The organism is Paenibacillus sp. RS8 (assembly GCF_041956825.1).
Classification (GTDB): Bacteria; Bacillota; Bacilli; order Paenibacillales; family Paenibacillaceae; genus Paenibacillus_AQ.
The window spans coordinates 3,674,887-3,701,672 of record NZ_CP168131.1; the positions used below are offsets into that span (position 1 = coordinate 3,674,887).

Annotated in this window: 18 protein-coding genes; 13 read left to right on the top strand and 5 right to left on the bottom strand. The window is 44.0% G+C overall.

What is annotated here, in order from left to right; genetic code table 11:
- Nucleotide 1: 1 nt before the first annotated feature.
- The 4 genes from ACDZ28_RS17715 to ACDZ28_RS17730 form a co-directional block, all read right to left on the bottom strand.
- Nucleotides 2–1,741, bottom strand: a complete 1,740-nt coding sequence (locus ACDZ28_RS17715; RefSeq protein WP_375102385.1) for a sensor histidine kinase — start codon at nucleotides 1,739–1,741, stop codon at nucleotides 2–4.
- A gap of 187 nt (nucleotides 1,742–1,928) precedes the next feature.
- Nucleotides 1,929–3,434, bottom strand: a complete 1,506-nt coding sequence (locus ACDZ28_RS17720; protein ID WP_042125767.1) for an ABC transporter substrate-binding protein — start codon at nucleotides 3,432–3,434, stop codon at nucleotides 1,929–1,931.
- A gap of 91 nt (nucleotides 3,435–3,525) precedes the next feature.
- Entirely contained in the window at nucleotides 3,526–4,455 is a 930-nt protein-coding gene (locus ACDZ28_RS17725) for a carbohydrate ABC transporter permease (RefSeq protein ID WP_042125769.1), read from the bottom strand.
- An 11-nt stretch (nucleotides 4,456–4,466) separates the two neighbouring features.
- On the bottom strand, nucleotides 4,467–5,417 hold the full coding sequence (locus ACDZ28_RS17730) for a sugar ABC transporter permease (RefSeq protein WP_042125771.1): 951 nt from the start codon (nucleotides 5,415–5,417) through the stop codon (nucleotides 4,467–4,469).
- 497 nt (nucleotides 5,418–5,914) lie between these two features.
- Between ACDZ28_RS17730 and ACDZ28_RS17735 the strand changes: the two genes are divergently transcribed.
- Genes ACDZ28_RS17735 through ACDZ28_RS17745 form a run of 3 tightly spaced genes read left to right on the top strand, consistent with a single transcriptional unit; the run spans nucleotide 5,915 to nucleotide 9,445 of the window.
- A complete protein-coding gene (locus tag ACDZ28_RS17735; RefSeq protein WP_339291294.1) occupies nucleotides 5,915–6,862 on the top strand; it encodes an ABC transporter permease subunit in 948 nt (315 codons plus the stop codon).
- 16 nt (nucleotides 6,863–6,878) lie between these two features.
- Nucleotides 6,879–7,787, top strand: a complete 909-nt coding sequence (locus ACDZ28_RS17740; protein WP_042125774.1) for a carbohydrate ABC transporter permease — start codon at nucleotides 6,879–6,881, stop codon at nucleotides 7,785–7,787.
- A 35-nt stretch (nucleotides 7,788–7,822) separates the two neighbouring features.
- Nucleotides 7,823–9,445 carry an extracellular solute-binding protein gene (locus ACDZ28_RS17745; protein ID WP_375102386.1) on the top strand — a complete coding sequence of 541 codons (1,623 nt, stop codon included), beginning with the start codon at nucleotides 7,823–7,825 and terminating at the stop codon, nucleotides 9,443–9,445.
- A gap of 93 nt (nucleotides 9,446–9,538) precedes the next feature.
- On the opposite strand, the gene ACDZ28_RS17750 is transcribed toward ACDZ28_RS17745, so the two are convergent.
- Entirely contained in the window at nucleotides 9,539–11,800 is a 2,262-nt protein-coding gene (locus ACDZ28_RS17750; protein WP_042125778.1) for a helix-turn-helix domain-containing protein, read from the bottom strand.
- A 213-nt stretch (nucleotides 11,801–12,013) separates the two neighbouring features.
- On the opposite strand from ACDZ28_RS17750, the gene ACDZ28_RS17755 reads away from it, so the two are divergent.
- From ACDZ28_RS17755 to ACDZ28_RS17800, 10 genes are all read left to right on the top strand, one after another.
- The gene (locus ACDZ28_RS17755; protein ID WP_375102387.1) at nucleotides 12,014–13,402 is read left to right on the top strand and encodes an alpha-L-fucosidase; all 1,389 of its coding nucleotides are present in this window, start codon (nucleotides 12,014–12,016) and stop codon (nucleotides 13,400–13,402) included.
- Between the two features lie 27 nt (nucleotides 13,403–13,429).
- A complete protein-coding gene (locus tag ACDZ28_RS17760) occupies nucleotides 13,430–14,716 on the top strand; it encodes an alpha-L-fucosidase (RefSeq protein ID WP_375102388.1) in 1,287 nt (428 codons plus the stop codon).
- A 32-nt stretch (nucleotides 14,717–14,748) separates the two neighbouring features.
- Nucleotides 14,749–15,774 (top strand): carbohydrate-binding family 9-like protein, encoded by a 1,026-nt coding sequence (locus ACDZ28_RS17765; protein ID WP_375105373.1) that lies wholly within the window; start codon nucleotides 14,749–14,751, stop codon nucleotides 15,772–15,774.
- Nucleotides 15,775–15,780: 6 nt separating this feature from the next.
- On the top strand, nucleotides 15,781–18,048 hold the full coding sequence (locus tag ACDZ28_RS17770; RefSeq protein ID WP_375102389.1) for a transglutaminase domain-containing protein: 2,268 nt from the start codon (nucleotides 15,781–15,783) through the stop codon (nucleotides 18,046–18,048).
- Between the two features lie 10 nt (nucleotides 18,049–18,058).
- The gene (locus tag ACDZ28_RS17775) at nucleotides 18,059–18,349 is read left to right on the top strand and encodes a hypothetical protein (protein WP_375102390.1); all 291 of its coding nucleotides are present in this window, start codon (nucleotides 18,059–18,061) and stop codon (nucleotides 18,347–18,349) included.
- Nucleotides 18,350–18,353: 4 nt separating this feature from the next.
- A complete protein-coding gene (locus ACDZ28_RS17780; RefSeq protein WP_375102391.1) occupies nucleotides 18,354–19,397 on the top strand; it encodes a glycoside hydrolase family 18 protein in 1,044 nt (347 codons plus the stop codon).
- A gap of 174 nt (nucleotides 19,398–19,571) precedes the next feature.
- Nucleotides 19,572–20,564: a glycoside hydrolase family 130 protein gene (locus ACDZ28_RS17785; protein ID WP_375102392.1), complete on the top strand. Its 993-nt coding sequence runs from the start codon at nucleotides 19,572–19,574 to the stop codon at nucleotides 20,562–20,564.
- Nucleotides 20,565–20,617: 53 nt separating this feature from the next.
- Nucleotides 20,618–23,062, top strand: coding sequence for a glycoside hydrolase (locus tag ACDZ28_RS17790; protein WP_375102393.1), 2,445 nt, complete (start codon nucleotides 20,618–20,620; stop codon nucleotides 23,060–23,062).
- Between the two features lie 28 nt (nucleotides 23,063–23,090).
- Complete coding sequence (locus ACDZ28_RS17795) at nucleotides 23,091–25,397, top strand: glycoside hydrolase family 3 N-terminal domain-containing protein (RefSeq protein ID WP_375102394.1); 2,307 nt, start codon at nucleotides 23,091–23,093, stop codon at nucleotides 25,395–25,397.
- A gap of 23 nt (nucleotides 25,398–25,420) precedes the next feature.
- Nucleotides 25,421–26,743 carry a glycoside hydrolase family 125 protein gene (locus ACDZ28_RS17800; protein ID WP_375102395.1) on the top strand — a complete coding sequence of 441 codons (1,323 nt, stop codon included), beginning with the start codon at nucleotides 25,421–25,423 and terminating at the stop codon, nucleotides 26,741–26,743.
- The last annotated feature ends 43 nt before the right edge of the window (nucleotides 26,744–26,786 follow it).

Consider the following 26,786-nt stretch of genomic DNA (forward strand, 5'->3'; position numbering starts at 1 on the left):
TCTAATCACCTCTTTTAGAAATCTGTACAGAGATTTTGACACCAGCTTCATCATTGTTTTCAATGCTAATCGAGAAATCCTCTTGATAGAAAAATTGTAGTCGGGCATAGACATTATATAATCCAATGCTTTTGGTGGTTTGGTCATTATTACTCGAAAGGGTTCGCCTGATAGCAGTTAGCCGTTCTTCATCAATTCGTACTCCGTTGTCAATGAAATCCAGCCTATAGTAGTTCTCATCTTCCCAGCCTGACACGATGAATAAATTAAATTCTTTATTGATATTAAACCCATGGACAAAGAAATTTTCTGCCAAGGGCTGCATCCAGAACTTCACAGTAGGGAGAGCTAGAATAGAATCTTCAACATCCATTTGATAAAAAAAGTGCTCAGGATATTTAAACTCCATTATTTGCAGGTACTTCCGCAACAGTTCCAGTTCGCTACCAATTGAAATGATATTTTCTTTCTTAACAATTTCTCTATATAACGCTCCCAGCGTTGCAATCGCGTCTGCGGTAGGCTCATTCTGATGAACCAATGCAGTAGATCGAATGACTTCTAAGGTGTTATAAAGAAAATGAGGATTGATTTGATGTTGAAGCGCTTTCATTTCTGCTTCCTGCTGTTTTAGCTTAAGCAAGTATTCGTTCCGAATATATTTGTCTAATTGGTGTATCATATCGTCGACTTCGCGAGCAATCATACCATATTCATTCATACGATAACGTGCAGGCTTATTTGGGGTGAAGTCGGCAGTTTTCGCACGTTTGATTGATTGTATAATACGGTGAAGAAATCGTGAGTCATCACGAAGATTGTAGACTACGAGCAGCAGTACACAGATCATAGCGGTAAAGACGATCATAAAAATATTGAGCAAAACCGTGCTATGCTGACGTATAAGTGCAGCCAAGTCTACTGTACTAACCAATTGATAATTATATTTGGTGGATGAAAAGGTAACAAAGAAAATGGGAATATATCCTTTATTTACGATAAAGCCGTGATTTTTATTATTCGCAACCGCTTGTTGGGTGATTTCATCAGTCATGGATTCATTGTTACCAATAATGAATATCTCCCCGGTAGAGTTAATTACAGCCGCATTACCGAGTTGATAATTATTTACGATACTGAATATTCGCTTGCTGCTGATCTGAAAGCGGATTTCCCCTGCTTCCGTAGCACTTTGATTTAGTTTTTTGTGAGAGACGAAGCCCTTCTGTATACTTTCATCGAAAATTTCGTTTGTATTTGGAACGCCAAACTGGAAGCTAGGAATTCCAAAACTATTAAAATAAATAACATTTCCGTAATCCTTAGTATGAACGCTGATTTGAGTTATATCTCCCTGTGCCCAGCTGTAAAGATAAGTTTTAGTATCCTCAGGAAAAGAGAGTAGTGCTTGTGATGAATAAGGGCTATTCTCCAATCTTTTAGTCAGATACCCTTCAACGGAAGGGCTCATAAAATAACGGACGTCATTCATCAGATCATGATTGGAATACAATCTTTGCATGTAAGCTTCAATCCGATCGGCATCATTCTGAAAGTTGTTCTCAATACGGGAAAAGGCATTCGCAGCTTCAATCCGCGCGTTACCGATCCATTGATTAACAAGTATAGCGCTGGTCATAGTACCCAGTGTTACCCCGATGGTTACAATAAAAATCAGGTAAGCCCAGAATTTATTGCGATATATCTTAATATGAAAAAAAGAACTCCTCCAAAACCTCATTTGTAATGCCCCCTAAGGTCAGACACATAATATAGAGGAATAAGTCTCTCGTTGCTGTGGTTGAGAGAGCATATAATTCACTGTAAATATATATGAAGCGTACCTTTAGTTCAAATAAATTTTTTAGAGGAGTAAAGGAAAACACATGGTATATCAGCGCTGATATACCATGTGCGTTCGATAAGGGTTACTTAAAGTAATTGTTGATTTGTTCTTGAGCCACTTGCATAATTTTGTCCATTCCGGCATTTTTCAGCTCAGACAGCAATTTAGGGATTACCTTCTCAGGATCAGAAGCTCCTGTGAGCAATTCATATCTATATTTATCATATACAGCTTGGCAGTTCGCAACCTCAGTCTGCAGCTCTCCAATATCCAGTGCGAATCCCAATATGCTGGAAGATGCTGCTTGCTCGTTCAATTTTTTTACTTGCTCCCACTGGTCTAGAGGAGCTCCTTTCGTAACCGCAAGATTGAAGAAGGTGCCTTGGGAGTATGCTGCTAAAGGCCAGGTATCGCTGATACGCTCGATTGATTTCTCTCCGTCAATGCTCTTATAATCGACGCCTAATTCACCAAACGCAAGCATATTTCGTAATTTTGGATCTGTATTCACTAATTGCAAATATTTCATAGCTTCCACTTTGTATTTGGAATTTGCCGAGATTACATTCATCGAGCCTTGAATTGTACTAGTTGTATACAAAGGACCAAAAATTTGCGTCATGACGTATTTGTCAATCCCTGCGGTGATTTGCCAGCCAGCTTCTGCACCAGGGAAGGCTTGTGCGGAGAAGAACGCTCTGTATTTGTCGCCTTCAGTTTTAGTTGGTGCATCCGGGTTAACAATACCATCTTTATACCACTGATGCAGCAGCTTTAAGTTAGTCATCACTTCCGGTTGTTCAAACACGGACACTACTTTCCGGGAAGCATCCTCCACGTTAACTCCAATAGGATTGAAACCTAAAGTCATATCATCATAATTATTTAAAATGCCTGGAAAGCCTTCGCCTTGGATCAACTGCAACGGGTAGAAGCTCTTGCCTTCACCAGCTTTCATATCATGGAACGGTTTGTCTAAATCTTGCATCGTTTTAATGTTTTGGTAATCGATATTATATTTTTGTACAAGCTTGTCATCGAACACCCAATATTGAGTTAATGAAGAATCCTTATACGTCGGTACAGCGAAATATTTTCCACCAATTTTCACACCATCCCATACTTTGGTAGGGATAGACTTGTAAAGTTCAGGAGCTTCACTTTGTACCAGATCTGTAATGTCAGCGAACGCTCCCATAGCGACCTGTTTACTGTACTTTGTATTGTTGGTAAACATCATATCAAAGGGTTCACCCGTATTCACAATGGTGTTGATTTTTGTATCCCATTCGCCCCAGCTAGCCACCTTAATATCCACTTTGACACCGATTTTCTCAGCGGTGTATTCGTTCATCTGCTCAACTGCTTTACTAAAGTTCTCAGGAACCTGTCCGCCGATCAGCCACCATACCAATGTAGGAATTTCTTTGGTGGTTGGTGCATCAGTAGCCGTCGTACCACTCTCGCTTTCATTGGTTGCTGTGGATGCTGGCTTCGAATTCGAGTTCGAGTTGCCACATGCAGCAAGCAGGGACAGCATTAATGCGAGAATACATAATGTTGAGGCGAACTTGAGGGTGTTCTTCACTTTAACTCCTCCTAGTGTTGAATGATGAAATGTACCGTAGTAAATTACGGTTATCTATCATAAACCAAGCTGGGCTTGGCTTATTTCGGAACTAGCCTTTCACTGCGCCAATGGTAAGGCCGGTAATAAAGTATCTCTGGAAGAAGGGATATGCGCAGGCAACAGGCAACACGATGAGAATAGCAACTGCCATGCGGGCAGATTCCTTGGGCATTGTTGCGACAAGCTCAGCGAAGCTGATCCCCATACTTATGGAGTTTCTGGCGAGCGCATCAGCATTGGACATCAAGCTGTTAAGCAGCGCTTGGAGCGAATACAGATTCTGATTATCGATATACAGCATCGATTGAAACCAGTCGTTCCAGTAACCGAAGCAAAGGAACAGTCCAATCGTAGCTAGTACAGGCAATGAGATGGGGAGGATGATTGAGAAGAAGGTGCGAAACTGACTAGCCCCGTCAATTTCAGCAGATTCGGTTAAGCCATCAGGGATTGTGCTCCTAAAAAAGGTTTTACAAATAATAACGTTAAACGATGATACTGCGAGCGGCAGAATGAGTGCCCAAACACTGTTTTTGAGTCCCAAGAAATTTGTGTTGATAAAGTAACTGGATACAAGACCACCGTTAAATACCATCGGGATAAATACAACCCAGGTGAGGAAGTTCTTTAGCTTGTAACCAGGACGTGAAATGACGTATCCCATCGTTGTGGTGAGCAGCACGCCAAGTACAGTACCTACGACTGTTACAAGCAGGGATACACCTAGCGCACGCAGAATCATCGTTCCCTGTTTGGCGATATAAGCGTATGCGTCTGCGGAAAGTGCGGTTGGAAGAATGCTGTATCCCGTTTCACGAATATAGGACTCATCGGTAAGCGAGATGGATAACACGACGATCACAGGCACAACGCAGGCAATTGCCATCAGAATAAAAATTAGGGTGAACAAAGCATTGATGCCGTTACTTGTGCGGTTGAATTTCTCCAAGCCAGATTGATAGGTGGGTGTCTTTGCCATTGTCTCTCCTCCTAGATCATTGCACTGTCAGAATCGATTTTTTTAACGATCCAGTTAGCACTCAGGATTGTAATACAGCCCAGCATCGATTGGACGAAAGCGGCAGCGGATGCCATTCCTACAGTGGCGGTTTTTAGCTGTTTATAAACTAGGACATCAACTGTTGTGGCCACATTGTAGAGGGAGTTGGAGTCGCGTGTGACCTGATAGAACAGTCCGAAATCCGTGTAGAAAATACGACCTACTGACAGGATGAACATCATGACAATGACCAGCTTTAGCATGGGTAAGGTAATGAAGCGTGTCTGCTGCCAGATGGAAGCTCCATCAATAACTGCCGCCTCATAATAGGTGCTGTCGATTCCTGTAATGGTTGCCAGATAAATAATCATGCCATAACCTATGCTCTTCCAGATGTTTAAAAAGATAAGAATGTAGGGCCAATATTGCGGTTCCATATACCAATTCACAGCATCATGCCCAAGGCTGGCAAGAAATTGATTGAGGATGCCTTTATCAAAGCTGAAGAAGGCCCAACCTACAGCAGAGACGACTACCCATGACAGAAAGTAGGGCAGAAACATCATGGTCTGATAAACCTTGCTTGCTTTGCGGCTATGCAGCAGGCTGATCATAATGGCGAACATTACTGGTAACACGATGCCAAGAATAATGAAGATGATGTTATACCCTATCGTGTTGCGAAGAATGATCCAGGCATCATTGGATTTGAATAAGAATTCAAAGTTTTTGAAGCCGACCCAAGAACTATTTAGTACGTTGCTAATAAAGTTGCCGCTTATTTTGAAATTTTTAAAAGCGATAACCATACCGAACATCGGTAAGAAAGAAAATAAGATATACCAGATCAATGTCGGCAAGGCGAGCAGGGTTAACTCGGAATCTTGCTTTCGCCAGTGTATGCGCTTTCTAGATTTGCTCCGCTCAAGTTTAGTGCTCATATCATCCGCTCCTTCATGTGTTTCATACATGCTGCCTTTGTAACCGCTTTCCCTAAATTAATTTTATAGAAGTACGATGAGAGGCTTCCAGTTAAGAAACATGATACTTCAGTCAACAAACGTTAGATTCAGGATGAATTTCCTTTAAAAACGCAAAAAAAACATGTGCTATGGAGATTTATACACATTGCCTCTTTGAGCAGCTTTGGCATTGTAATGCAACGGAATTATGGGCGAAAAGCGCAAGAATGACACACTTCTAGAACATCAACATAGCGGTGAAACGTATATCATCCCGCAGTACAACACGAAATTCTTGATAAGCGAGAATGACATATTTACGATTTGCTCGATTCTATATAGTGTAAATGTAAGCGCTAGCATTAATGCGATTGATAACAATTCGATAGATAATGATGCTCACTCGATGATCAGAATGTTCTCATCATTACCTATAAGGAGGGGATGTCGCGATGCATGAAACAGGAAGCGTACATATGCGAACTGTGAATTCAGCACCGAAAGAAAAGCGTAAGGGCAGAAACGAGACATGGAAGAAGATTTGTCAGAATTGGGAGCTTTACATTTTTATCGCACCCGCATTCTTTTACTTCCTCATTTTCAGCTATGGACCGATGTATGGGATTCAGATTGCTTTTAAGAACTACATTCCGTCAAAGGGCTATTTTGGCAGTGAATGGGTAGGCTTTGATCATTTCATTCGATTTTTTAACTCGTACTATTTCTGGGATTTGCTGTGGAACACGCTCAGTATTAGCTTGTATGAATTAGCCATTGGATTCCCAATCCCAATTATTCTGGCGCTTGCGTTTAACGAAGTGAAGGATGGCTTCTTCAAGCGACTTGTTCAGACCGTTACGTATGCACCTCATTTCATTTCTGTCGTTGTTATGGCGGGGATGATTATTACCTTCTTGTCTCCATCGAACGGTATGATTATTCATGCCATTGAAGGTTTAGGCTTTAGTGCACCGCAGTTTCTGACAAGTCCTGGTTGGTTTAAGACGATGTATGTATTCTCAGGCGTGTGGCAGAGTGCGGGTTGGGGGACGATTATTTATTTGGCGGCTCTCTCGGGTGTAGACCCAGGCTTGCATGAAGCGGCAATCATTGACGGGGCCACTCGCTTTCAACGTGTTCGCCACATCAATATACCAGCGCTTATACCGACCATGACCATTCTATTAATTCTGAATATGGGTGGCTTGTTAAGTGTAGGTTTTGAGAAAATATTACTTCTGCAAAATTCGTTAAATATGTCAAGCTCTGATGTGATTTCAACCTTTGTCTATCGATCTGGTCTTGTCGATGCGCAATATAGCTTCTCAACAGCTGTTGGTTTATTTAACTCCATTGTCAATTGCATCCTGCTCATTACGGTGAATCAGATTGTCCGCCGTACGAGCGAGAACAGTCTATGGTAGAAGGAGGTTGGAATTTATGGTATCAGGTATAAAGCTATCTAAACGAGACCGAATATTCCTAATTTGCATCTATACGTATGTGGCAATTGCATTGCTGTTAGTCGCATATCCCATCTTATATATTATTAGCGCATCCATCAGTGATCCGAAGATGGTTGCTTCCGGTGAAATGTGGCTCTTTCCAAAAGGAATTACCTTTAAGGGGTATGAGATTGTATTTCAGAACTCGAAGATTTGGACGGGGTATGGAAATACGATTTTGTATACATTGATAGGCACAACGATTAACTTGGTCGTTACGATGCCAGCGGCATATGCACTCAGTCGTAAGGACTTTGTAGGCCGTGGGTTTTTCATGGGGATGTTCATGGTAACGATGTTCATTGGAGGCGGTCTCGTCCCTACATACATGTTGGTAAAAGGGCTAGGCATGGTCAACACGATGTGGGCACTGGTAATTCCTGGCGCAGCGTCAATCTGGAATATTATCGTCTCTCGTACCTTCTTCGCGAACTCCATTCCAGCTGAGCTTCAAGATGCGGCTCAAATCGATGGCGCGACGAATATTCGATTATTCCTGCGGATTGTTCTCCCGTTATCGATGCCAATTATCGCAGTGATGGCCTTATTCTACGGGGTAGGGCATTGGAACAGCTATTTCGGCGCCATGATCTACCTCAATGATGATGCGAAATATCCATTGCAGCTTGTGCTTCGTCAGATTCTCGTTCTTCAGGAAATGCAATCTCAAGTAGGTGGCATTATCGATGCGACAGCTGCAGCAGCCCAGAACAACAAGGCGGAAATTGCTTCACTTGTGAAGTATGGGGTCATTATCGTATCTACACTTCCGATTATTGCTGTCTATCCATTCTTGCAACGTTATTTCGTGCAAGGTGTCATGATTGGCTCTGTTAAGGGTTGATCTTAAGATACAAGTAAAAAAGGGGAGGTTTTTGTATGACGAATTATCGTAAAACTGGACTCATGTTGTTATGTCTTTCCATGTCAATTTCTATTTTTACTGCATGTGGATCGAGTAGCGATAAGGGGACGGCAAGCACAGAAAGCTCAGAAAGCTCAGACACAGCCGCAGAGGTTCATAAGACGGGCTTTCCTATCGTGGATAATCCGATTGAGCTTTCTATTATGGCACCGGATGTAGGGCGTCAGGATTGGAACAAGATGCCTGTTATTCAGGAATACGAGAAGATGACGAATATTAAGTTAAAGATTCAAAACGCCCCACAAGACAGCTTTGAGACGAAAAAGAACTTGGTATTTGCAAGCGGTACACTTCCCGATATTTTCTATGCGGCGGATCTAAAAGGATCGGATCAAGTTACCTACGGAAGTCAAGGATTGTTGCTGCCTTTAGAAAAATACATTGATGAGGGCTACGCACCTAATTTAAAAAAAATTCTCGATGCAAATCCGGATATTCGCAAATCAATGACAACACCAGATGGACATATCTATGCACTACGCAATATTCAGCCATCTGCGGTATGGTATCGTGGACCGATGTGGTATAACGGGAAGTTCCTGAAGAAGTTCGGCATGGAAAACAAATTACCGCAGACAACAGAAGAGCTATACAACTATTTGAAGAAGGTTAAAGAGGAAGATGCGAACGGAAACGGTAAAGACGATGAGGTTCCTCTATCCTCTGTGAAATTAGATGATTTACGGATGTTCTTCCTCGGATTCTGGGGGATGTATAACGAGGATATCTACGTAGATAAGGAGAATAAAGTACACTTTCCACAAGCTGAACCAGCCTACAAAGAATATCTAACCTTCTTGAATCGCTTATGGAACGAGAATTTGCTGGATCATGAAACATTCTCTCAAACAGATGAGCAGAAGAAAGCAAAAGGAAAAAACAATCAAGTGGCTTTATTCTCCGATTATTTCCCATACTTCACGCTTGGTGGTGAACCGAGTGAAGATAACCCGATGATGCAGCCTGTATCTAGTGATATTGCTGGAACACCTGTATACGGCAAGCATCCTGGTATTAACACCATTGGCGGTTTCGCGATTTCAAACACAAACCCGAACCCGGAAGCAAGTATGCGCTGGATTGATTACCAATTTAGCGAAGAAGGGTATTCCTTCTGGGCGTATGGACCTGAAGGTACGTTATTTAAATACAAAGATAAAGCAACAGGCGAGAAAGAATGGCTGCCAGTTCCAGATGGTACGGATCGTGAAGAATACCGCGGTACAATCACGCCAAACTACGGGATTAATACACCAGGTTCCTATGAGAACAGCTATGTTTTAGGTCTTCGTACTAGCTTTGATGACTGGATTGATAAAGAAACAGCTACAAAGCTTACGCCTATTGCAAAGGCTCCCTTCCCATCGGTATTCCTGACGGTAGACCAACAGACGGAAATCAAAACACTCCGTTCCGATTTGGATAAATACGTGAAGGAAATGGAAGCGAAATTCGTTACAGGTGCAGAGCCATTATCCAATTGGGACAAATATATCGCTCAAATGAAAAAAATGGGGTATGAGAAGCTCGAATCAACGTATCAACAAGCATACGATACATGGGCTGCTAGCAAATAATTTGTGAAGCTTATACATTCTCATATTTTGAAAAACTTACCGGTCATGCTAGGCATGACCGGTAAGTTATGATAATCCCTAAGCGAGGAAGGATTATACGGTATCGTTAGGCTCAGTATTGGGATGATTATTATTCATCTGTCGATACTGGCCCGGGGTATAACCGGTTTCCTTTTTGAATTTTCGAATAAAGTTTGGTGTGTCGAGGTAGCCGACGCGCTGGATAATATCTTTTAACGGATCACTTGTTATTACGAGCTGTTCCTTGACCTTATCTAATCGTTTTTGCCAAATATATTGGACGAAGTTGATGCCGACCTTATCCTTGAATGAACGACTGAGATGGGAAGGTGAAATCGTAAACGCAGCAGAAACAGATTCAAGGCTAAGTGAATGATCATCATAGTGCTGGTCGATAAAAGCAACGATATGATCCATGAGTGAATGTTCTTCTTTTTTATGCGTCTGCTCTACCTGTGTACAAATCTGAGTGGCTAAACGGTAGAAATTCTGCTCTATAAGATGGACGGGACCATTCATGAAATGGGGAGAAGCAGACTGCATCATGTTATCCATTTTTAGCTCAGCTGCAGTTTTGAGCATGGTATTCAACAGGTCGAACAGTACGCATCGCATCAGCAGGGTAGATCGTTGTTTATTATCAAGCCCATGGATGGCTGTGTGAATAATTTGTTTGGCGACTTCGTAGTTGCCCTGCTTCAAGCTTTGTGCAAGCTTTAATAGCTCGTTACTAGGGAGTAACACCGTTTGATCATGGGCACTGGATAGCTTTTCAAAATACACGGTGGTTCCATGCTCGGTCGATTTACGCAATTCGAAGGCGGAGCAAGCCTCAACAAAGGATTGATTAAGCTGCTGAGGGCTCTCATAACATTTGCCTACACCGATCATCGGGTGGATATCCATTATGCCTAACGTATATTTACGAATCGCATCCACGATGTGAACGATTTGTGCAGCGAGTGCCTCATCATCTTCGAGCTGTAAGCTCACAATGAGTGCGAGCTGATCCAATTGCGGGAGCTCTACACCGTATATTTGTGCAGCAAGCGCTGGAAATTCAATATACGCAAGCTTGCGATGTACTTCTTGTCGCGCCTGAAGATGCTGCTGTTCTAAGTCATCCCAGCCCATCATCATGACAAAATGATGACTTTGGTCGAAGTGCAGATGAAAGGTATCGAATATTCCATGCGTCATCATTTGTGCATGTCCATGCTTTAATAGCATGGAGAGAACATGGTTGCGTGCATAGGGCTCTTGGAGATCAACCTTGGAGCTATACTGCTGTAATGTTGTTCGTATATACTCGAGCTCATTTCCGGAGGCCAGTGTATCTGTTTTTTTGTTCGTGAAGCGAACGAGCTCAGCAATCGGAAGATATTGCATCCGAGCGAATAATAGAGCGATGGCCGTTCCTACAATGGCGATCACAATGAATAAAATAATGATGAAGCTCCGAACATTAAGTACGCTACTGAAAAATTGATTACTCGCCATTAAAGTCACATATGACCAGCCATTAACATCCGATGTGACGGAAATAACCGAATGATCTTCATTGTTTATCGATAGATTATGTATGCCGGGTGGAAGCTCTGATAACCGTTGGATATCCTGCTGGCGAGCTGTATCTCCATGGCCACTATAGGACAAAACACGTCCATGATTATCAAAAATATACGTTAATCCTCGATAGTTACCGAGAACGGAATCGATCAGATATGCCAACTCTTTCTCTTTAATGAGGTACATGACAGAAGCATATGGATCTGAGGTGTTGGGAATGATCGGCAGGATATAGGTTAATACAGATTTCTCGAGTGGTGAATTTTGATTCAGCATGTTCGTAAGTCGAATGGATGGAAATTTGGACGTGTTTAAAGCAGTCACAAGTTCATCATTCATCCAGCTTCCAAACTGATAGGAGCTACGAAATACATCCAGGCTATACATGCCATGGTTGGAATAAATATTAGGGTCATGATGGTAGTACAGAAATATATCCTCCACAATGGAATTGGAAGATTTGTAGCTATCCAGTGCCGCTATCGCGTCACGACTTTCATAAGGATCCAGTATGCGATAATGAGCGAGACGAGCGTCGTATGACATCCGTGACGCCATATCTCTTAAATCATTCATGCGTCCATCCACCACCGTTTTAATTTGGGTGAGCTGATTAAAGTGAGCATTTTCAATCTCTTTTTGTAAATTATCGGTAGCATTTCGGTAAATGAAAACGATTACAAATATAAGCGGAATAAGAAGGATAAGTAGATACGAACCGGTGAATTTCAGAAACAATTTCGATTTGAAATAGTTATAGTTCAAAGTGTTTTCCCCCTTTTTATGGCGTATACATGGAGATGTTCCTATCAAGCTATGAATACAGCAGGTATAGATCGGTGCTTGAATCCTTATTTATATTCCATAATAGGATGTTTATAGCGGATAGTTATTTTTATGTCAAATGTTTTTTTGAAAATATATCATACTAAATCAATAGAATCGCAGCCTCAGAAGAGCTGCAAGGAGGTCGTGCAAATGAGTGACGCTAATGTTGTCGAGGAGCAAATTGTTGTTGAAGGAGTTCACAATTACAGCACAGAGGAGGAGTACGTTAAGCCGGAGGATTCGCAGCTATTAGATCAGCTGGAATGGTTCAAGGATCAGAAGCTGGGCTTGATGATGCACTGGGGACCTTATTCGCAGCTTGGACTTGTTGAATCTTGGGCGCTTAGTGATAAAGATGGAGATTGGTCACGGGACGATATTGATTGGGGGGTTGATTCGACGGAGCTGAAGCGGCAATACTTCGGGCTGAATAAAACCTTTAATCCGCTCCGTTTTGAGCCTGAGAAGTGGGCAGAGGTTGCTGCAGAAGGTGGCTTCAAATATTTAAATTTCACAACGAAGCATCACGATGGCTTCTGTATGTGGGATACGCAGACAACAGATTATCGCATCACGGGTAAGGATTGTCCTTTCCATGCACATAAGTACGCGGATATTTGTAAGAACGTATTTGATGCTTTTCGGGCCAAGGGACTTGGGATCTCTGCTTACTTCTCCAAAGCGGATTGGCACACACCAACATACTGGGCTCCAGGTATGGAGACGGGGACGTTCATGAATCGAGGTCCTTCGTATCCAACACAAGATTATCCTTGGCTATGGGAGCAATTCGTACAGTACACACATGATCAGATCATGGAATTGATGACGAAATATGGCCGGATTGAAATGCTCTGGTTGGATGCGGGGTGGGTGTGTCCACAGAATAAGAATAATCCACAGGATATTCGGTTGGGTGAAGTGGTGGAGAAGGCACGTCAGCATCAGCCATGGCTACTAAGTGCAGACCGTACCGTTGGCGGACCTTATGAGAATGTCGTTACACCAGAGCAAACGTTGCCCGCGCGTCCCCTGCATATCCCATGGGAAAGCTGTATTACGATGGGGACTGCGTTCTCTTATCGGTATGAGGATCATTACAAGACGACACGTCAATTAATTCATTTGCTCGTTGAAGTTGTAGCCAAAGGTGGTAACCTGGCACTTAATGTCGCACCACAACCAGATGGCCGCTTGTCAAGAGCAGCGATGGATCGGATGAAAGGAATGGGCAGTTGGCTCAAAGTCCATGGTGAGGCGATTTATGGAACACGCATATGTGCGCCATACTCCGTTGGAAATACACATTTCACAAAAAAAGGCGATGTTATCTATGCTATCCATCTGTACTCAAAAGGGCAGGAACTCGTGATCAGTGAGATTTGTATTCCACTCGAGCAGGCTGTGACGCAAATAGATCTTGTTGGCGGACAAGAGAATCTAACATTCGAACGAACAACAACGGGATTGATCGTTCATTTACCAGAGAGCGAGCTTACGGGAATTGCCCCAATTGCACATGTGTTTCGCATAAAATAACGAGTTGAACTATGGGAGGAAGAGCCGATGCAACAATGGTTTACGGATGCAAAGCTAGGAATTTTCATTCACTATGGGATTTATGCGGTACAAGGCGTTGCAGAATCATGGTCTTTCTATAACGGGAGAATGTCTTATGAGGACTATATGAAGCAATTGAATGGTTTTACAGCCTCTAATTTTGATGCGAAGTATTGGGCAGATCTGATTGCGAAGTCAGGAGCCAAGTATTCTGTTCTAACGACGAAGCATCATGACGGGGTAGCATTATTTGATACGAAGTTCAGTGATTTGAGCGTTATGAAGGCAACACCTGCCAAGAGAGATATTATTAAGGAGTGGTCTGAGGCGATTCGAGATCAGGGTCTTCGCGTAGGGATGTATTACTCCCTCATTGACTGGTCTCATCCTGATTATCCTTCAGTCTATGAGAATGGTGTCGTACCAGATGATTTGAGACATGTAAATCGTTATTCAAGTCCGATGGATGGTGTCCAAGATCCAGAGCGATGGGAGAGATTTTTGGCATTTAACCGTAATCAACTAGGAGAAGTGTTAACAGATTATGGTCAGGTTGATCTGTTATGGTTCGATGGAGATTGGGAACGAAGTGCAGAGCAGTGGGGATTGCCAGCATTCAAAGATTATTTAAAATCATTTAATCCTGACCTTATTATAAACTCACGCTTGCAAGGGTATGGGGATTATAAGACTCCCGAGCAAGGTCTTCCCATTACGCGCCCGGAAGGGCCGTGGGAATTCTGCACGACGATAAATACATCCTGGGGTTATGTGCATACAGACCACAATTATAAATCATTGAATCAAATGATCCGAATGTTCTGTGACTGTATCAGCATGGGCGGGAATATGCTGTTAGATATTGGGCCCATGGAGGATGGAACGATTGATCCTAGGCAGGAAGCGATCTTACTGGGATTAGGTGATTGGATACGTACACATGAAGAAGCCATCTTTGGAACACAAGAGGGTATTATGACACGCTACTATCTGGGTGGCAGTACATTGTCTCCAGATAAGAAGAACTTGTACCTCTTCGTTTACGATACGCCGAAGGAGAACATTTGCCTCAAAGGGCTGTGTAATCCCATTACAAAGATTACGGTGCTTCACTCAGGCAAGGAGCTCACCCATGAAATTCACGGTGGTGTGCCATGGTTTCACATACCAGGTACAACTTGGATTCATATAACACCTGAAGATATGCATGAACAAGTGACGGTACTTAAATTGGAATTCGATGAAGAAATTGAGATGTACGGCGGTTCAGGTGCAGTTGTAACGCACAACTAAAGTACATTAACCGATAAAGGAGCATTCGTATGATAAATCGAAGTGGAGTACCAGAGCCACACATTGTTTCATACACCCCTAAGCATTATCTGTGCAGACGAGCGACGGAGTCGCTTGTCTTGGATGGGAAGCTAGATAAGCCCTTTTGGCAGCATGCAGCATGGACAGAAAAGTTTGTTGATATTGAAGGGGATTTGCGTCCGATGCCAGGAAAGGATACGAGGGTAAAGATGCTATGGGATGATGAGTATTTTTACTTTGGTGCAGAGCTGATGGAAGATCAGATCTGGGGAACGCTGACAGAACGTGATTCCGTTATTTTTTACGATAATGATTTTGAGATTTTTATAGATCCAACAGGAGATTCCCATCAATATTACGAGTTTGAGATTAACGCCTTGAACACGGTATGGGACTTACTTCTTGTGAAACCTTATCGTGACGGAGGTCCTCCAATTAACGGTTGGGATATCCAAGGCTTGAAGACGGCTGTTCATATCGAAGGTGAGTTAAATAACCCGCACGCTGACAATCGGAAATGGACGGTTGAAGTTGCAATACCATGGAATAGTTTAAAAGAATGTGCCACGGATCGACGATCACCTTACGCTGGGGAGTTTTGGCGTGTTAATTTTTCACGTGTTGAATGGCGGACCGAGGTTGTCGATGGCAAGTATCGTAAGCTTCTTAACCCCGACACAGGGAAACCTTATCCTGAGGATAATTGGGTGTGGTCACCACAAGGAATCATTAATATGCATTATCCAGAACGGTGGGGCTATGTTGTATTCGTGAATGAAGCGGGTCCATATCACTTCGACATCCCTCGGGATGAACATATCAAATGGGAATTACGGAAGCTCTATTATCGTGAGCGGAACTATTACGAAACACACGGCATGTTCACAGCCCATTTTAATGCATTGTGTAAAGAAGATACATGGACCATAGAACCAAACATTGAAACGACGACTAAAACTTTTATTATATCTGCACCAACATCAGATGAGACTTCCCGTCTTTACATTCGCGAGGATGGGTTTCTCTGGAAGGAGTAATCAGATATGGAACAGATTGAACGTAAGTTTCAGGAGAAGATGAGTTTGGCTCAGGCACGTGCAACGCAGTTATTTCAAATCTTTGAACAGGACTTGACAGAAGAAGAAATAATTGCACTTAAGTATCTCTATGCGTACATGCCAGTGAATGATTTGGCGGATTACAATGGTGAGCTTTTCTTGAATCATGTGAGAACGACACTAAAGATTCGCCGAGATATGCCATGGCAAGTCCCGGATCATATATTTTTACATTTCGTACTGCCCTACCGTGTTAATACCGAAAATATTGAAGAACACCGCCAAATTCTTCATGAACAATTAGCAGAACGAACTAGTAAGTTGTCCATGACGGAAGCCATTCTGGAGACAAATTACTGGTGTCATGAGGTGGCAACGTATATTGGGAGTGATTTGCGGACGATTTCACCATTATCGATGATTCGAAATGCACGCGGTCGTTGCGGTGAAGAATCCACACTAGCTGTGGCAGCCCTTCGCAGTATAGGTATACCTGCACGTCAAGTGTATACGCCACGTTGGGCACATTGTGATGATAACCACGCATGGGTGGAGGCATGGGCAGACGGTGAATGGTATTTTATTGGGGCTTGTGAGCCGGAAGCCCGTCCTAATCAAGGATGGTTTGGACCTCCAGCGCGTAGAGCAATGTTAATTAACACGCGTATTCTTGCTAATTATCAAGGTCCAGAAGATATTACGCTTGCAGATGAGTGGTTCACTGAAATTAATGTATTGGAAAATTACGCATCCACGCGGGCAATTACGATTCATGTGAAAGATGAATTCGGACAGTCTGTGCAGGATGCCGAAGTACAGTTCCAAGTGTATAACATGGCGGAATTTTTCCCGATTGCCATCCTTCCTACCAATGCTCAAGGAGAAGCAACTTTCAAAACAGGTCTCGGTGACCTCATGATTCGTGCGGCAAAGGGTGGTACTTGGGGGGAACTGAAAATTTCAGTGGCGGACAGTGAATGCGTTGAGCTTGTACTGAATCAAGAAAATCAGCCCGCTGCAGGAACGATGGCCGATTATGATATGGTTCCACCTCCAGCGTGTGAAGGTGAGGTATTAGTGGAACTGTCTGAAATTCGTATCCAGCGACATAATGAACGTTTGGAGGAAGGGATCTCAATCCGTGCGAAATATGAAGCGACTTTTGTGACAGAAGAAGCAGCGAGGAAGCTCGGGGAAACACTGGGTCTCCCGGAAGATCGTGTATGGGCAGTGCTTCAGAAGGCACGTGGTAACAGTGTAGAGATAGCTGCATTTCTGGAGGCAGCCACATCCGTGTATGGAGAATGGGCTTTACGGTTATTGGAATGTAGTAATGACAAGGATTTAATTGACACATTTATTCCTACTCTTACAGATCATGTGGCTGGTGCGCTTGCTGTACGTGGTGAGCTCACAGAGGAAGTGTTCGTTCCCTACATTCTGCGTCCTCGTGTTCACTACGAGATGATTACACCGTATCGTACATTTTTCCAACAAGCTTTCACTTCGGATGAAGTGGCATTGTTCCGTAAGGACCCAACGAAGCTGGTTCAATTCATAGATGAAACGTGGGATATATGGACAGACCTTCCGAATCTGAAAGGGAAGGGAACGGCAGTGGGTACCTTTGAATTGCGCGTAGGCGATCGCAGTTCCCTGGATATCATGTTCGTATCCATTTGTCGTAGTTTAGGAATCCCAGCGCGAATTCATCCCATTGAATCCAAGCCGCAATTTATGGTGGATCATATTTTCGTGGATGCTCAATTTACCAAAGGCGTTGTTGGAGGCGGGATAGAATTAGCGAATGGCACTCTCATACTTCAGCGTGATCAGGGTGCAGGGACAGTCCAACCAACGGCTTCATACTATGAGAATTTCACATTAGCTCGGCTGGAGAACGGTTTTTATAAAACCTTATGTTACCCGCATGGCGCAAATGACCTATATGATACACCACTTGAGGTTGAGCAGGGAGTATACCGTCTGACGACCAGGCGTACGATTAAAAGATGGTACTGTGCTTATCAAGTTCACTTATTTTCATATTGCAGAAGGGGAAGAGACGAAGCTGGTCATGAAATATCGTCAATCTACATTGGAAATTCCAGTGTACGGCAAGGTGGAACGACTCAAGCAGCTGACCTCATGGGCAGGAGTAGAACAGACTTTCGCAGATCTTATTGGTGGAAAGGGCGCCTATGTCGCTTGGCTGGAGCCGGAACGAGAGCCTTCAAAGCATTTACTTCGTGAACTCTCTGAGTTGAAGCAGGAGTTCAATGCGCTAGGTGCTCCCATCATTCTTATTATTGGTGATAAGCAATGGGCAGCTTCGTTTCATCCCGAGGACTATCCAGATCTTCCTGCAAATGCAGTGTTTGTACGTGATTCAACGTATAATCTATTGCCCGAATTATTTGCATCGTCCCAAGCGAGTGAAGCGGGCTTCCCGCATCTTATCATTGTGGACCGTGAAGATCAGATTCGTTACATGTCATCAGGATATAAGATTGCAGCGAGCAAGGAAGCGATTCAAATCTTAACAAGGGTGTGAAAGGATGGATCAACAGATGATTGTAGCAGGCTACATGAGTGATTCCAAACTATCTGAGTTATCGGGTGACCACTTGATGAAGTTAACGCATCTCAACGTTGCATTTGGTTATGTGAAAGATGATCAGATTACAACAGCACATTTGAAATGCACAAACCAGCTACAAGAGATGAAAGCGATGTATCCGAATCTGACGCTGATGCTCTCCGTAGGCGGATGGGGGAATGGGGGCTTCTCTGAGGCTGCCTCTACCGAAGAAGGACGTCAGAAATTTGCAGCGTCGGCTGTGCAAGTGGTAACAGATTTCCCGTTCGATGGAATCGATTTGGATTGGGAATATCCTTGTTACAGTGAAGCGGATATTAAATCGTCGCCGGATGATAAATACAATTTCACACTGCTATTAAAGGCGATTCGAGATGCACTGGATGTAAAAGGTACAGCGGATAGCAGGCATTACTTGCTTACAATTGCGGCAGGTGCTGATCAGTATTATATTGATGGCACCGAGATGGATCAAGTACAGCAATATTTGGATTTTATACAGCTGATGACCTACGATATGCGTGGCGGTTTCCAGATTCTAACGGGACATCATACGAATTTATTTCATACGACAGGAGATTTGTATCGTATCAGTACAGAGGCATCGGTGAATATGTTCATTCAGGCAGGCGTTCCCCGAGAGAAAATCGTCATTGGCGTGGCGTTCTATTCCCGAATGTGGAAGCAGGTGCCGGATAAGAATCATGGATTTCTACAAATGGCGGGCACAACGGGTGGCTATGGCCCAGAATATACAGAGCTGTTTGCTAATTACATCAATCAGAATGGCTACACACGACATTGGGACGATGAGGCCAAAGCACCGTTTTTATTTAATGGAGACACGTTTATTTCCTACGATGACGTGGATTCGATTACACATAAATGTGAGTATGTCAAACGTGAAAAACTTGCGGGTGCCATGTTCTGGGAATATAGCTGTGATAAGACACACACGTTGCTTGATGCACTGTATGCAGGCTTATATGAGAGCGTGAAGTGAGCTACCTGTTCAATTAGTTAAGAAACATGATACTTCAGTCAACAAACGTTAGATTCAGGATAAATTCCCTTTTAATGCGCTTTATTATGATTTAAAGTAGGGGTGCAAGTAGGGTTAGATATCCTGAAAACGTTGTTGCAGATCACAATTGTATACATGGAAGGAGTTTATGAAATGAGCAAAATAATTGGTGAAGCACTATCAAATATTCCTTGGCAGGATAAGCCGAGTGGCTATAACGCTCCAGTGTGGCGGTATACCCATAATCCGATTATTCAGCGAGATGCACAGTTAAACTCGAACAGTATTTTTAATTCCGCGGTGATTCCTTTTGAAGAGGGATATGCAGGGGTATTCCGTTGTGACTCCAGATCTGTAAGTATGGACATATTCGCTGGCTTCAGTCAGGACGGGCTTCAATGGGAGATTAATGAGAATCCGATCCACTTCGAAGGCGACGAATATGTAACAAAGCGGGAGTATCGTTACGATCCACGCGTCTGCAAAATCGAGGATAAATATTATGTTTCTTGGTGTAATGGATACCATGGTCCTACAATTGGTCTCGCATATACGTATGATTTCAAAATCTTTCACCAATTAGAAAACGCTTTCCTGCCATACAACCGGAATGGTGTATTATTTCCGCGCAAAATAAATGGCAAATATGCCATGTTAAGCCGCCCAAGTGATACGGGGCATACACCATTTGGAGATATCTTTTTTAGTGAGAGCCCTGACCTGACGTACTGGGGAAAGCATCGTTACGTGATGGGTACGATCAACTCGGACGCTTCTGCATGGCAATCGAAGAAAATTGGTCCAGGGCCGATTCCAATTGAAACAAATCGCGGATGGTTGTTAATCTATCATGGTGTAATAAATACGTGTAACGGGTTCGTATATCGGATGGGTGTTGCTTTATTAGATTTGCATGAGCCATGGAAGGTGTTAGCACGTTCACGAAATTATATTCTCGGACCAGAGACATTGTATGAGTGTGTAGGAGATGTGCCGAATGTCACCTTCCCTTGCGCAGCACTTTCGGATGGCGATACAGGCCGAATTGCAATTTACTATGGCTGTGCTGATACCGTAACAGGCGTAGCCTTCACAACTGTGGATGAGTTGTTCGACTATATGGATAAGTATCCGCTCCAGAACTAGTAGAGAAGGCGAAGCGTCGTGGCAAGTATAAATAACCATAGGGAGAGATCGCAATGTCCGCCAAAAGACCTTGGAAGATATACGCAATTCATCATTCTCATACAGATATCGGGTATACAGAGCGTCAAGAGAAAATTCAGCAATATCATGTCAATTTCATTCGCCAGGTCCTGCATATTTTACGGGAAAGCAAATCGGGACGTCATCCGGAATGGCAAGGCTTTAAGTGGGTCTGTGAGACATTTTGGCCGATCGAAACTTTCCTGAAGCAGGCTACCGAGCAAGAGAAGATAGAGTTCTCTGAAGGTGTGAAACAGGGAGATATCGGCTTGTCGGGAACGTATTTGAATATGACAGAGTTGATGGGTAAAGAGCTGTTCCAATCCATGATTGCGCGTGTGTGTGATTACGGACAGTCCATTCAAATTCCTGTAACATCGGCAATGACAGCGGACATTAACGGTTTTAGCTGGGGATATGGTCAGGTATTGCTGGATGCTGGGATTCAGAACCTGTCCACCTGTATTCATACGCATCATGGAATGTTTCCTTGCTGGAAGAAGCAGCAGCCGTTCTGGTGGGAGATGCCTTCAGGGGACCGCCTGTTGACGTGGAGCGGAGAGCATTATGTGTTCGGAAATGATCTGGGGCTGGTACCTGGCATGGGTGGAAAATATACAATTAAAGATGAATTCGATATGAGCAAGGGCGCGGATTTTGAAATAGCTGAACAACGGATCGGGCGTTATATCGATCGTCTGACAGAGGATGGCTATGCATTTGATTTCTTTCCGGCGATGTTCTCAGGCTTGCCAACGGATAATAACCCGCCAAATGCGGCGGCAATAGAGTTTATCCAACAATGGAACACCAAGCATGGGGACCGGATTTTAATTCAAATGGCAACGCTAGATGACTTCTTTGCAGAAGTTCGTGCCCATGCAGCACAGCACCCGGAAGATATTCCTGTCTATCGGGGAGATTGGCCAGATTGGTGGACGGATGGGGTTGGCTCGACACCAAAGCATGTACAAGTATTCCGTGAGGCGCAGCGGGTGTACCAGAAGGTAAGAAGACTAGATCCTAATTATGACATCATTTCCCCGGAAGCTATTAAGGAAATGGAATATCAATTAACGATGTTCGCTGAGCACACATGGGGCTATCATTCTTCCATTTCGGAGCCTTGGAACCCGTTTGTTCAGGAGTTGGGCTTGCGTAAGGAGGCATTTGCTGCAAATGCGAGCACCGCTGCACATCGCGCATTGTACGAAATCCTTGAAGCCAAGGGAGATGCACTGCTTGCACCGGGTCGGCCGATGAAGTTCAAAATTTGCAATCCTTACAGCTATGTTCAGGAGGATCATGCTCATCTTATTCTTGAGGGTTGGTATTACGAGCAGATTAAAGAAGGGTTTGAGGTGCGTGATTTCAATACAGGTGAGGTGCTCCCATCTCAACTGCGTCTTGCGCATCGCGGGGTTATTGTAACCATTCCGGTCATGCTGGAGCCTCAGGAAGAAAAAGTGCTTCATATCGTAGCGGTTAAGCCAACAATCAAAACCGCATATATGAACGATTATGTGGCATCGGATCGTGTATTGGATTTGGATGTTACCCATGAAGTAAAGGACTTCCATGTGACATCCACATATGCTGAAACACCATTTGTACGTATTGAATGGAAGAAGGGTGAAGGAATCACCTCTTGGAAGGATAAGGAGACTGGACAGGAGCTGCTACGTGCAGACCGGAACCATCATGCATTCACACCGGTATATGATGTTACGCCAGCCACAAAGGTGGTCGAAATGACGGAGGTTCGTCGTCTTATGGGCCGTAATCGGAAAGGTCCGAATGCGATTGTATCTACAGGTGTGTTGACAAGTGCAGAAATTGTTGGACAGGGAGAGCTTTATAGCATGATTCAATTGACCTATGAAGTCTCCGGTTGTGAGCATTATTCCTTATTCTTAACCGTGTATGCGGATCGTCCTCGTGTCGACGTGTCGGTACGGATGCATAAGGAAAGTGTATGGAAGCCTGAGAATTTGTATATTTCACTTCCGTTTGGCGGCGCATTGACAACCTCTACGCAGGAGCTGTGGGTAGATAAGATGGATGCACTAACTCGTCTGCGCAAGGATCAATTACCAGGCAGCTTGGCCGATTATACGGCTGTTGGCGAAGGTGCTGCATACATTTCAAAGGAGCAAGGTATTGTGATTGCGATGCCAGACACTCCGTTGATTCAAGTGGGTGCTTTAGAGCATAAATATCGTCTACTTAATGGCGATGCAAGACTGGAACAGGACCCTGCGCACTTGTACGCCTGGGTGATGAATAACTATTGGGAAACCAACTTTGCAGCTACGCTTGGCGGCTTCTATGAATTCCGCTATTACATTACATGGGGGGAGAAGTTTAACAGCCCTGAAGTATCGTTCGACATGTGTCGGGGGATGAATGCCGGAATCCTGGCGTGGAGACAATTCTAGTTCATGTGAACGGGAGGAATTGTAAGCTATGAGATATAAAGATTCATCCTTGCCAATTCATGAGCGTGCTATAGATTTATTGGCTCAAATGACGCTGGAGGAGAAGATCGGGCAGCTCCTCCAGCCCTTTGGCTGGAAGGCGTATGAGAAATCAGAAGGCAAGATTCAATTGACAGAAGTATTTAAGGAAGCAATTGCTAACGGTGGCGTGGGTTCTTTGTATGGTGTGCTGCGTGCAGATCCTTGGACAGAGGTAACATTGGAAACTGGGTTGTCACCTTTGGAAGGCGCAGAAGTAACGAATCTGATCCAGCAATATGCGATTGAGCATACACGTCTGGGTATTCCGATTCTGCTGGGCGAGGAATGCTCTCATGGTCATATGGCGATTGGCAACACCGTCTTTCCCGTACCGCTTGCCATTGGAAGTACATGGAATAGGGAATTATTCCGGCAGATCTGCCAAGCAGTGGCTGCAGAGACTCGCGCTCAAGGAGGGGCAGCAACCTACTCCCCAGTGTTAGATATCGTACGTGATCCGCGTTGGGGCCGAACAGAAGAATGCTTTGGAGAAGATCCATATTTAAATAGTGAAATGGCATCTGCTGCAGTGAGGGGCTTACAAGGTGATTCATTAAATACAGACCATACGATCCTGGCAACATTAAAGCATTTCGTTGCGTATGGCAGCTCGGATGGTGGTCGTAATGCTGACACCGTACGGATGGGAAAACGCGAGTTAATGGAGAAGGATTTGCTGCCATTCCAGAAGGCAATTGAAGCTGGGGCTAAATCTGTTATGACCGCTTACAATGAGATTGACGGTGTTCCGTGTACTTCGAGTAAAGAGTTATTAACAGAGGTGCTTCGTGAGCAATGGGGCTTTGATGGCTTCGTCATTACGGATTGTGGTGCGATCAGCCAGCTTAAACACGGTCACCAGATTTGTGAGACCGAAGAAGAGGCGGCGAGTCTTGCACTTAAAGCTGGTGTGGATATGGAGATGTCTGGTGAAACCTTTGGGAGATGTCTGATAAGCGCATTGCGGCAACAGCTGATTAACATCACCGATATTGATCTCGCAGTTGAACGGATTCTGCATGTGAAGTTCGAATTAGGATTGTTTGAACGTCCATTTGTTGATCCAGCTACAGCACAGCGGGTCGTTGGACAACAATCGCATTTAGATATGGCGCGACAAGCTGCGCGTGAAGGTATCATTCTTTTGAAGAATCATGCACAGGCTCTACCGCTTTCTCCGTCACTTGGTAAAATTGCCGTTATTGGACCGAACGCCAACAATATATACAATCAATTGGGTGACTATACCTCCCCACAGGAGCGTCATCGCATCGTTACCGTGTTGGACGGGGTACGTGCTAAATGTGCAGGACATAGCGAAGTGCTGTATGCCCCGGGCTGCCGCGTGAAAGATCCATCGAAAGCAGGCTTTAAGTTGGCAATGGAGGTGGCGTCAGCAGCGGATACCATTATTGCAGTTGTCGGGGGATCAAGTGCACGTGATTTCGGTGAAGGCACGATTGATTTGAAGACAGGGGCTGCCGTCATTACGGATCAATTTAGTCTTAGTGATATGGAATGTGGAGAAGGCTTCGATCGTGCAGAGCTGAACTTATGCGGTGTACAGCTTGAGCTGCTGCAGGAGCTGCACAGCTTGAACAAAAAACTGATTGTTGTTTATATCAACGGTCGGCCCATTGTCGAGCCTTGGGTAGATGAGCATGCGGATGCTATTTTGGAGGCTTGGTATCCGGGACAGATGGGAGGGCATGCAATTGCTGATATTTTATTCGGAGATTATAACCCATCCGGTCGGCTTACGTTGTCCATTCCGAAGCATCTAGGGCAATTACCAGTTTACTATAATAAGAAGCGCTCCCGAGGTCACCGCTATCTTGAGGTGGACTTTCATCCACAATATGTATTCGGTTATGGCCTTAGCTATACAAGTTATCAATACGATCATATTCGCTTGGATCAACCGCAAATAGAGTTGGATGATTGTTGCACTGTATCCGTGGAGGTAACGAATATTGGCGATGTAGCCGGTCATGAGGTGGTTCAACTATATATAAAAGATTGCACCAGCATGATCACACGCCCGGAGCGAGAGCTAAAAGGATTTCAGAAGATTTATATTGAGCCTGGTGAGAAGCGCAGGGTTCAATTTCATATTACTCCGCAGGAACTGCAGTTTGTCGGCCCTGATTTGCAATGGATGGTTGAGCCCGGCAAATTTGAGATCATGATAGGATCAAATGTAAGCGCCACCATTTCAACAAGCTTGGAGGTTGTTCCTCGTAGCTTGAGTTAGTTATCACTGGAGGGTTGTCAATCATGAAAGAGCATCGTTTGCCTACTATTGAAATTAAGAAGTTTCCTCTGCCTCAGGCTGTTCAACAAGTAATGAAGGACACTAGTGAACGTCTGGCTGATCGTCCGAAGCTTCGTCAATTGTTCCAAAATTGTTTTCCGAATACATTAGAAACAACTACTAAGCTGCTGGATGACGGAACAACATTTGTGTTAACTGGAGATATTCCGGCGATGTGGCTGCGTGATTCCGTTGAGCAGGTAATTCACTATGTTCCTTTTGCTAAGGAAGATGCTGAGCTTAGGCGGATTCTAGAAGGCTTAATACGCCGTCATATGTTCTATATTCAGATCGATCCCTATGCGAATGCCTTTAACGAGTCTGCAAATGATTGGCACTGGAATGCAACGGATGTGACAGACAGTTCGCCTTGGGTATGGGAGCGTAAATTTGAGCTGGATTCCATGTGCTTCTCCTTCCGCTTGGCATATCTCTATTGGAAGGAAACCGGGCGTACAGGGATCTTTGATGAAGTATTTCGAACATCACTACTGAAGATGCTGAATGTATGGCAGATTGAACAGGAGCACAAGGAGCAGTCAACCTACCGCTTTCAACGTCACAACGGCATCATGATAGATACTTTACGTAAGAACGGTTTGGGGATGCCGGTAAATAATGTTGGACTGATCTGGTCAGGCTTCCGCCCAAGCGACGATGCGTGTGACTTTCACTTCAATATTCCATCGAATATGTTCGCTGCTGTAACGCTTCGACAATTGCAGGAAATTGCTCAATATGTATATAGAGATTCAAATCTCGTAGCCCGAATGTCGGCCATGGAAGAAGAAATCCGGCATGCCATTGAGCTTTATGGAATTATTGACCATTCCAAATACGGCAAAATGTACGCGTTCGAAACGGATGGTTTCGGTAACCATTTACTGATGGATGATGCAGGTACTCCTAGTTTGATGTCAGCGCCTTATCTAGGTTACTGTGCGCCAGACGATCCGGTATATTTGAATACCCGCAAATTTGCTTTGAGTGAGGATAATCCCTATTTTTTCAAAGGGGAGAAGCTGAGCGGCATTGGCAGTCCGCATACAAGCGCAGGATTCGTATGGCATCTTGCTTACACGATGCAGGGCTTAACGGCAGTTGATCCGCAAGAGATTCTTGAGATGATTGAAATCTGTGAATCGACAGATGCGGGTACTGGGTTTATGCATGAAGGCTTTGATGTTAATGATCCAACTAGCTTTACTCGTGAATGGTTCGCTTGGTCGAACAGCCAGTTCGCACAGCTTGTGTGGAAGGCATTAGAATCAGGCATATTGCCCTAAGGTATAGTTACCATGAGCGGGTTAGAACGCATACAACTGTAGA

What these genes read in the sequence shown, in the direction of transcription:
- ACDZ28_RS17715 (WP_375102385.1), bottom strand. Translation starts at nt 1,741, where the DNA reads ATGAGGTTTTGGAGGAGTTCTTTTTTTCATATTAAGATATATCGCAAT.
- ACDZ28_RS17725 (WP_042125769.1), bottom strand. Translation starts at nt 4,455, where the DNA reads ATGGCAAAGACACCCACCTATCAATCTGGCTTGGAGAAATTCAACCGC.
- ACDZ28_RS17730 (WP_042125771.1), bottom strand. Translation starts at nt 5,417, where the DNA reads ATGAGCACTAAACTTGAGCGGAGCAAATCTAGAAAGCGCATACACTGG.
- ACDZ28_RS17735 (WP_339291294.1), top strand. Translation starts at nt 5,915, where the DNA reads ATGCGAACTGTGAATTCAGCACCGAAAGAAAAGCGTAAGGGCAGAAAC.
- ACDZ28_RS17740 (WP_042125774.1), top strand. Translation starts at nt 6,879, where the DNA reads ATGGTATCAGGTATAAAGCTATCTAAACGAGACCGAATATTCCTAATT.
- ACDZ28_RS17745 (WP_375102386.1), top strand. Translation starts at nt 7,823, where the DNA reads ATGACGAATTATCGTAAAACTGGACTCATGTTGTTATGTCTTTCCATG.
- ACDZ28_RS17755 (WP_375102387.1), top strand. Translation starts at nt 12,014, where the DNA reads ATGAGTGACGCTAATGTTGTCGAGGAGCAAATTGTTGTTGAAGGAGTT.
- ACDZ28_RS17760 (WP_375102388.1), top strand. Translation starts at nt 13,430, where the DNA reads ATGCAACAATGGTTTACGGATGCAAAGCTAGGAATTTTCATTCACTAT.
- ACDZ28_RS17770 (WP_375102389.1), top strand. Translation starts at nt 15,781, where the DNA reads ATGGAACAGATTGAACGTAAGTTTCAGGAGAAGATGAGTTTGGCTCAG.
- ACDZ28_RS17780 (WP_375102391.1), top strand. Translation starts at nt 18,354, where the DNA reads ATGGATCAACAGATGATTGTAGCAGGCTACATGAGTGATTCCAAACTA.
- ACDZ28_RS17785 (WP_375102392.1), top strand. Translation starts at nt 19,572, where the DNA reads ATGAGCAAAATAATTGGTGAAGCACTATCAAATATTCCTTGGCAGGAT.
- ACDZ28_RS17790 (WP_375102393.1), top strand. Translation starts at nt 20,618, where the DNA reads ATGTCCGCCAAAAGACCTTGGAAGATATACGCAATTCATCATTCTCAT.
- ACDZ28_RS17795 (WP_375102394.1), top strand. Translation starts at nt 23,091, where the DNA reads ATGAGATATAAAGATTCATCCTTGCCAATTCATGAGCGTGCTATAGAT.
- ACDZ28_RS17800 (WP_375102395.1), top strand. Translation starts at nt 25,421, where the DNA reads ATGAAAGAGCATCGTTTGCCTACTATTGAAATTAAGAAGTTTCCTCTG.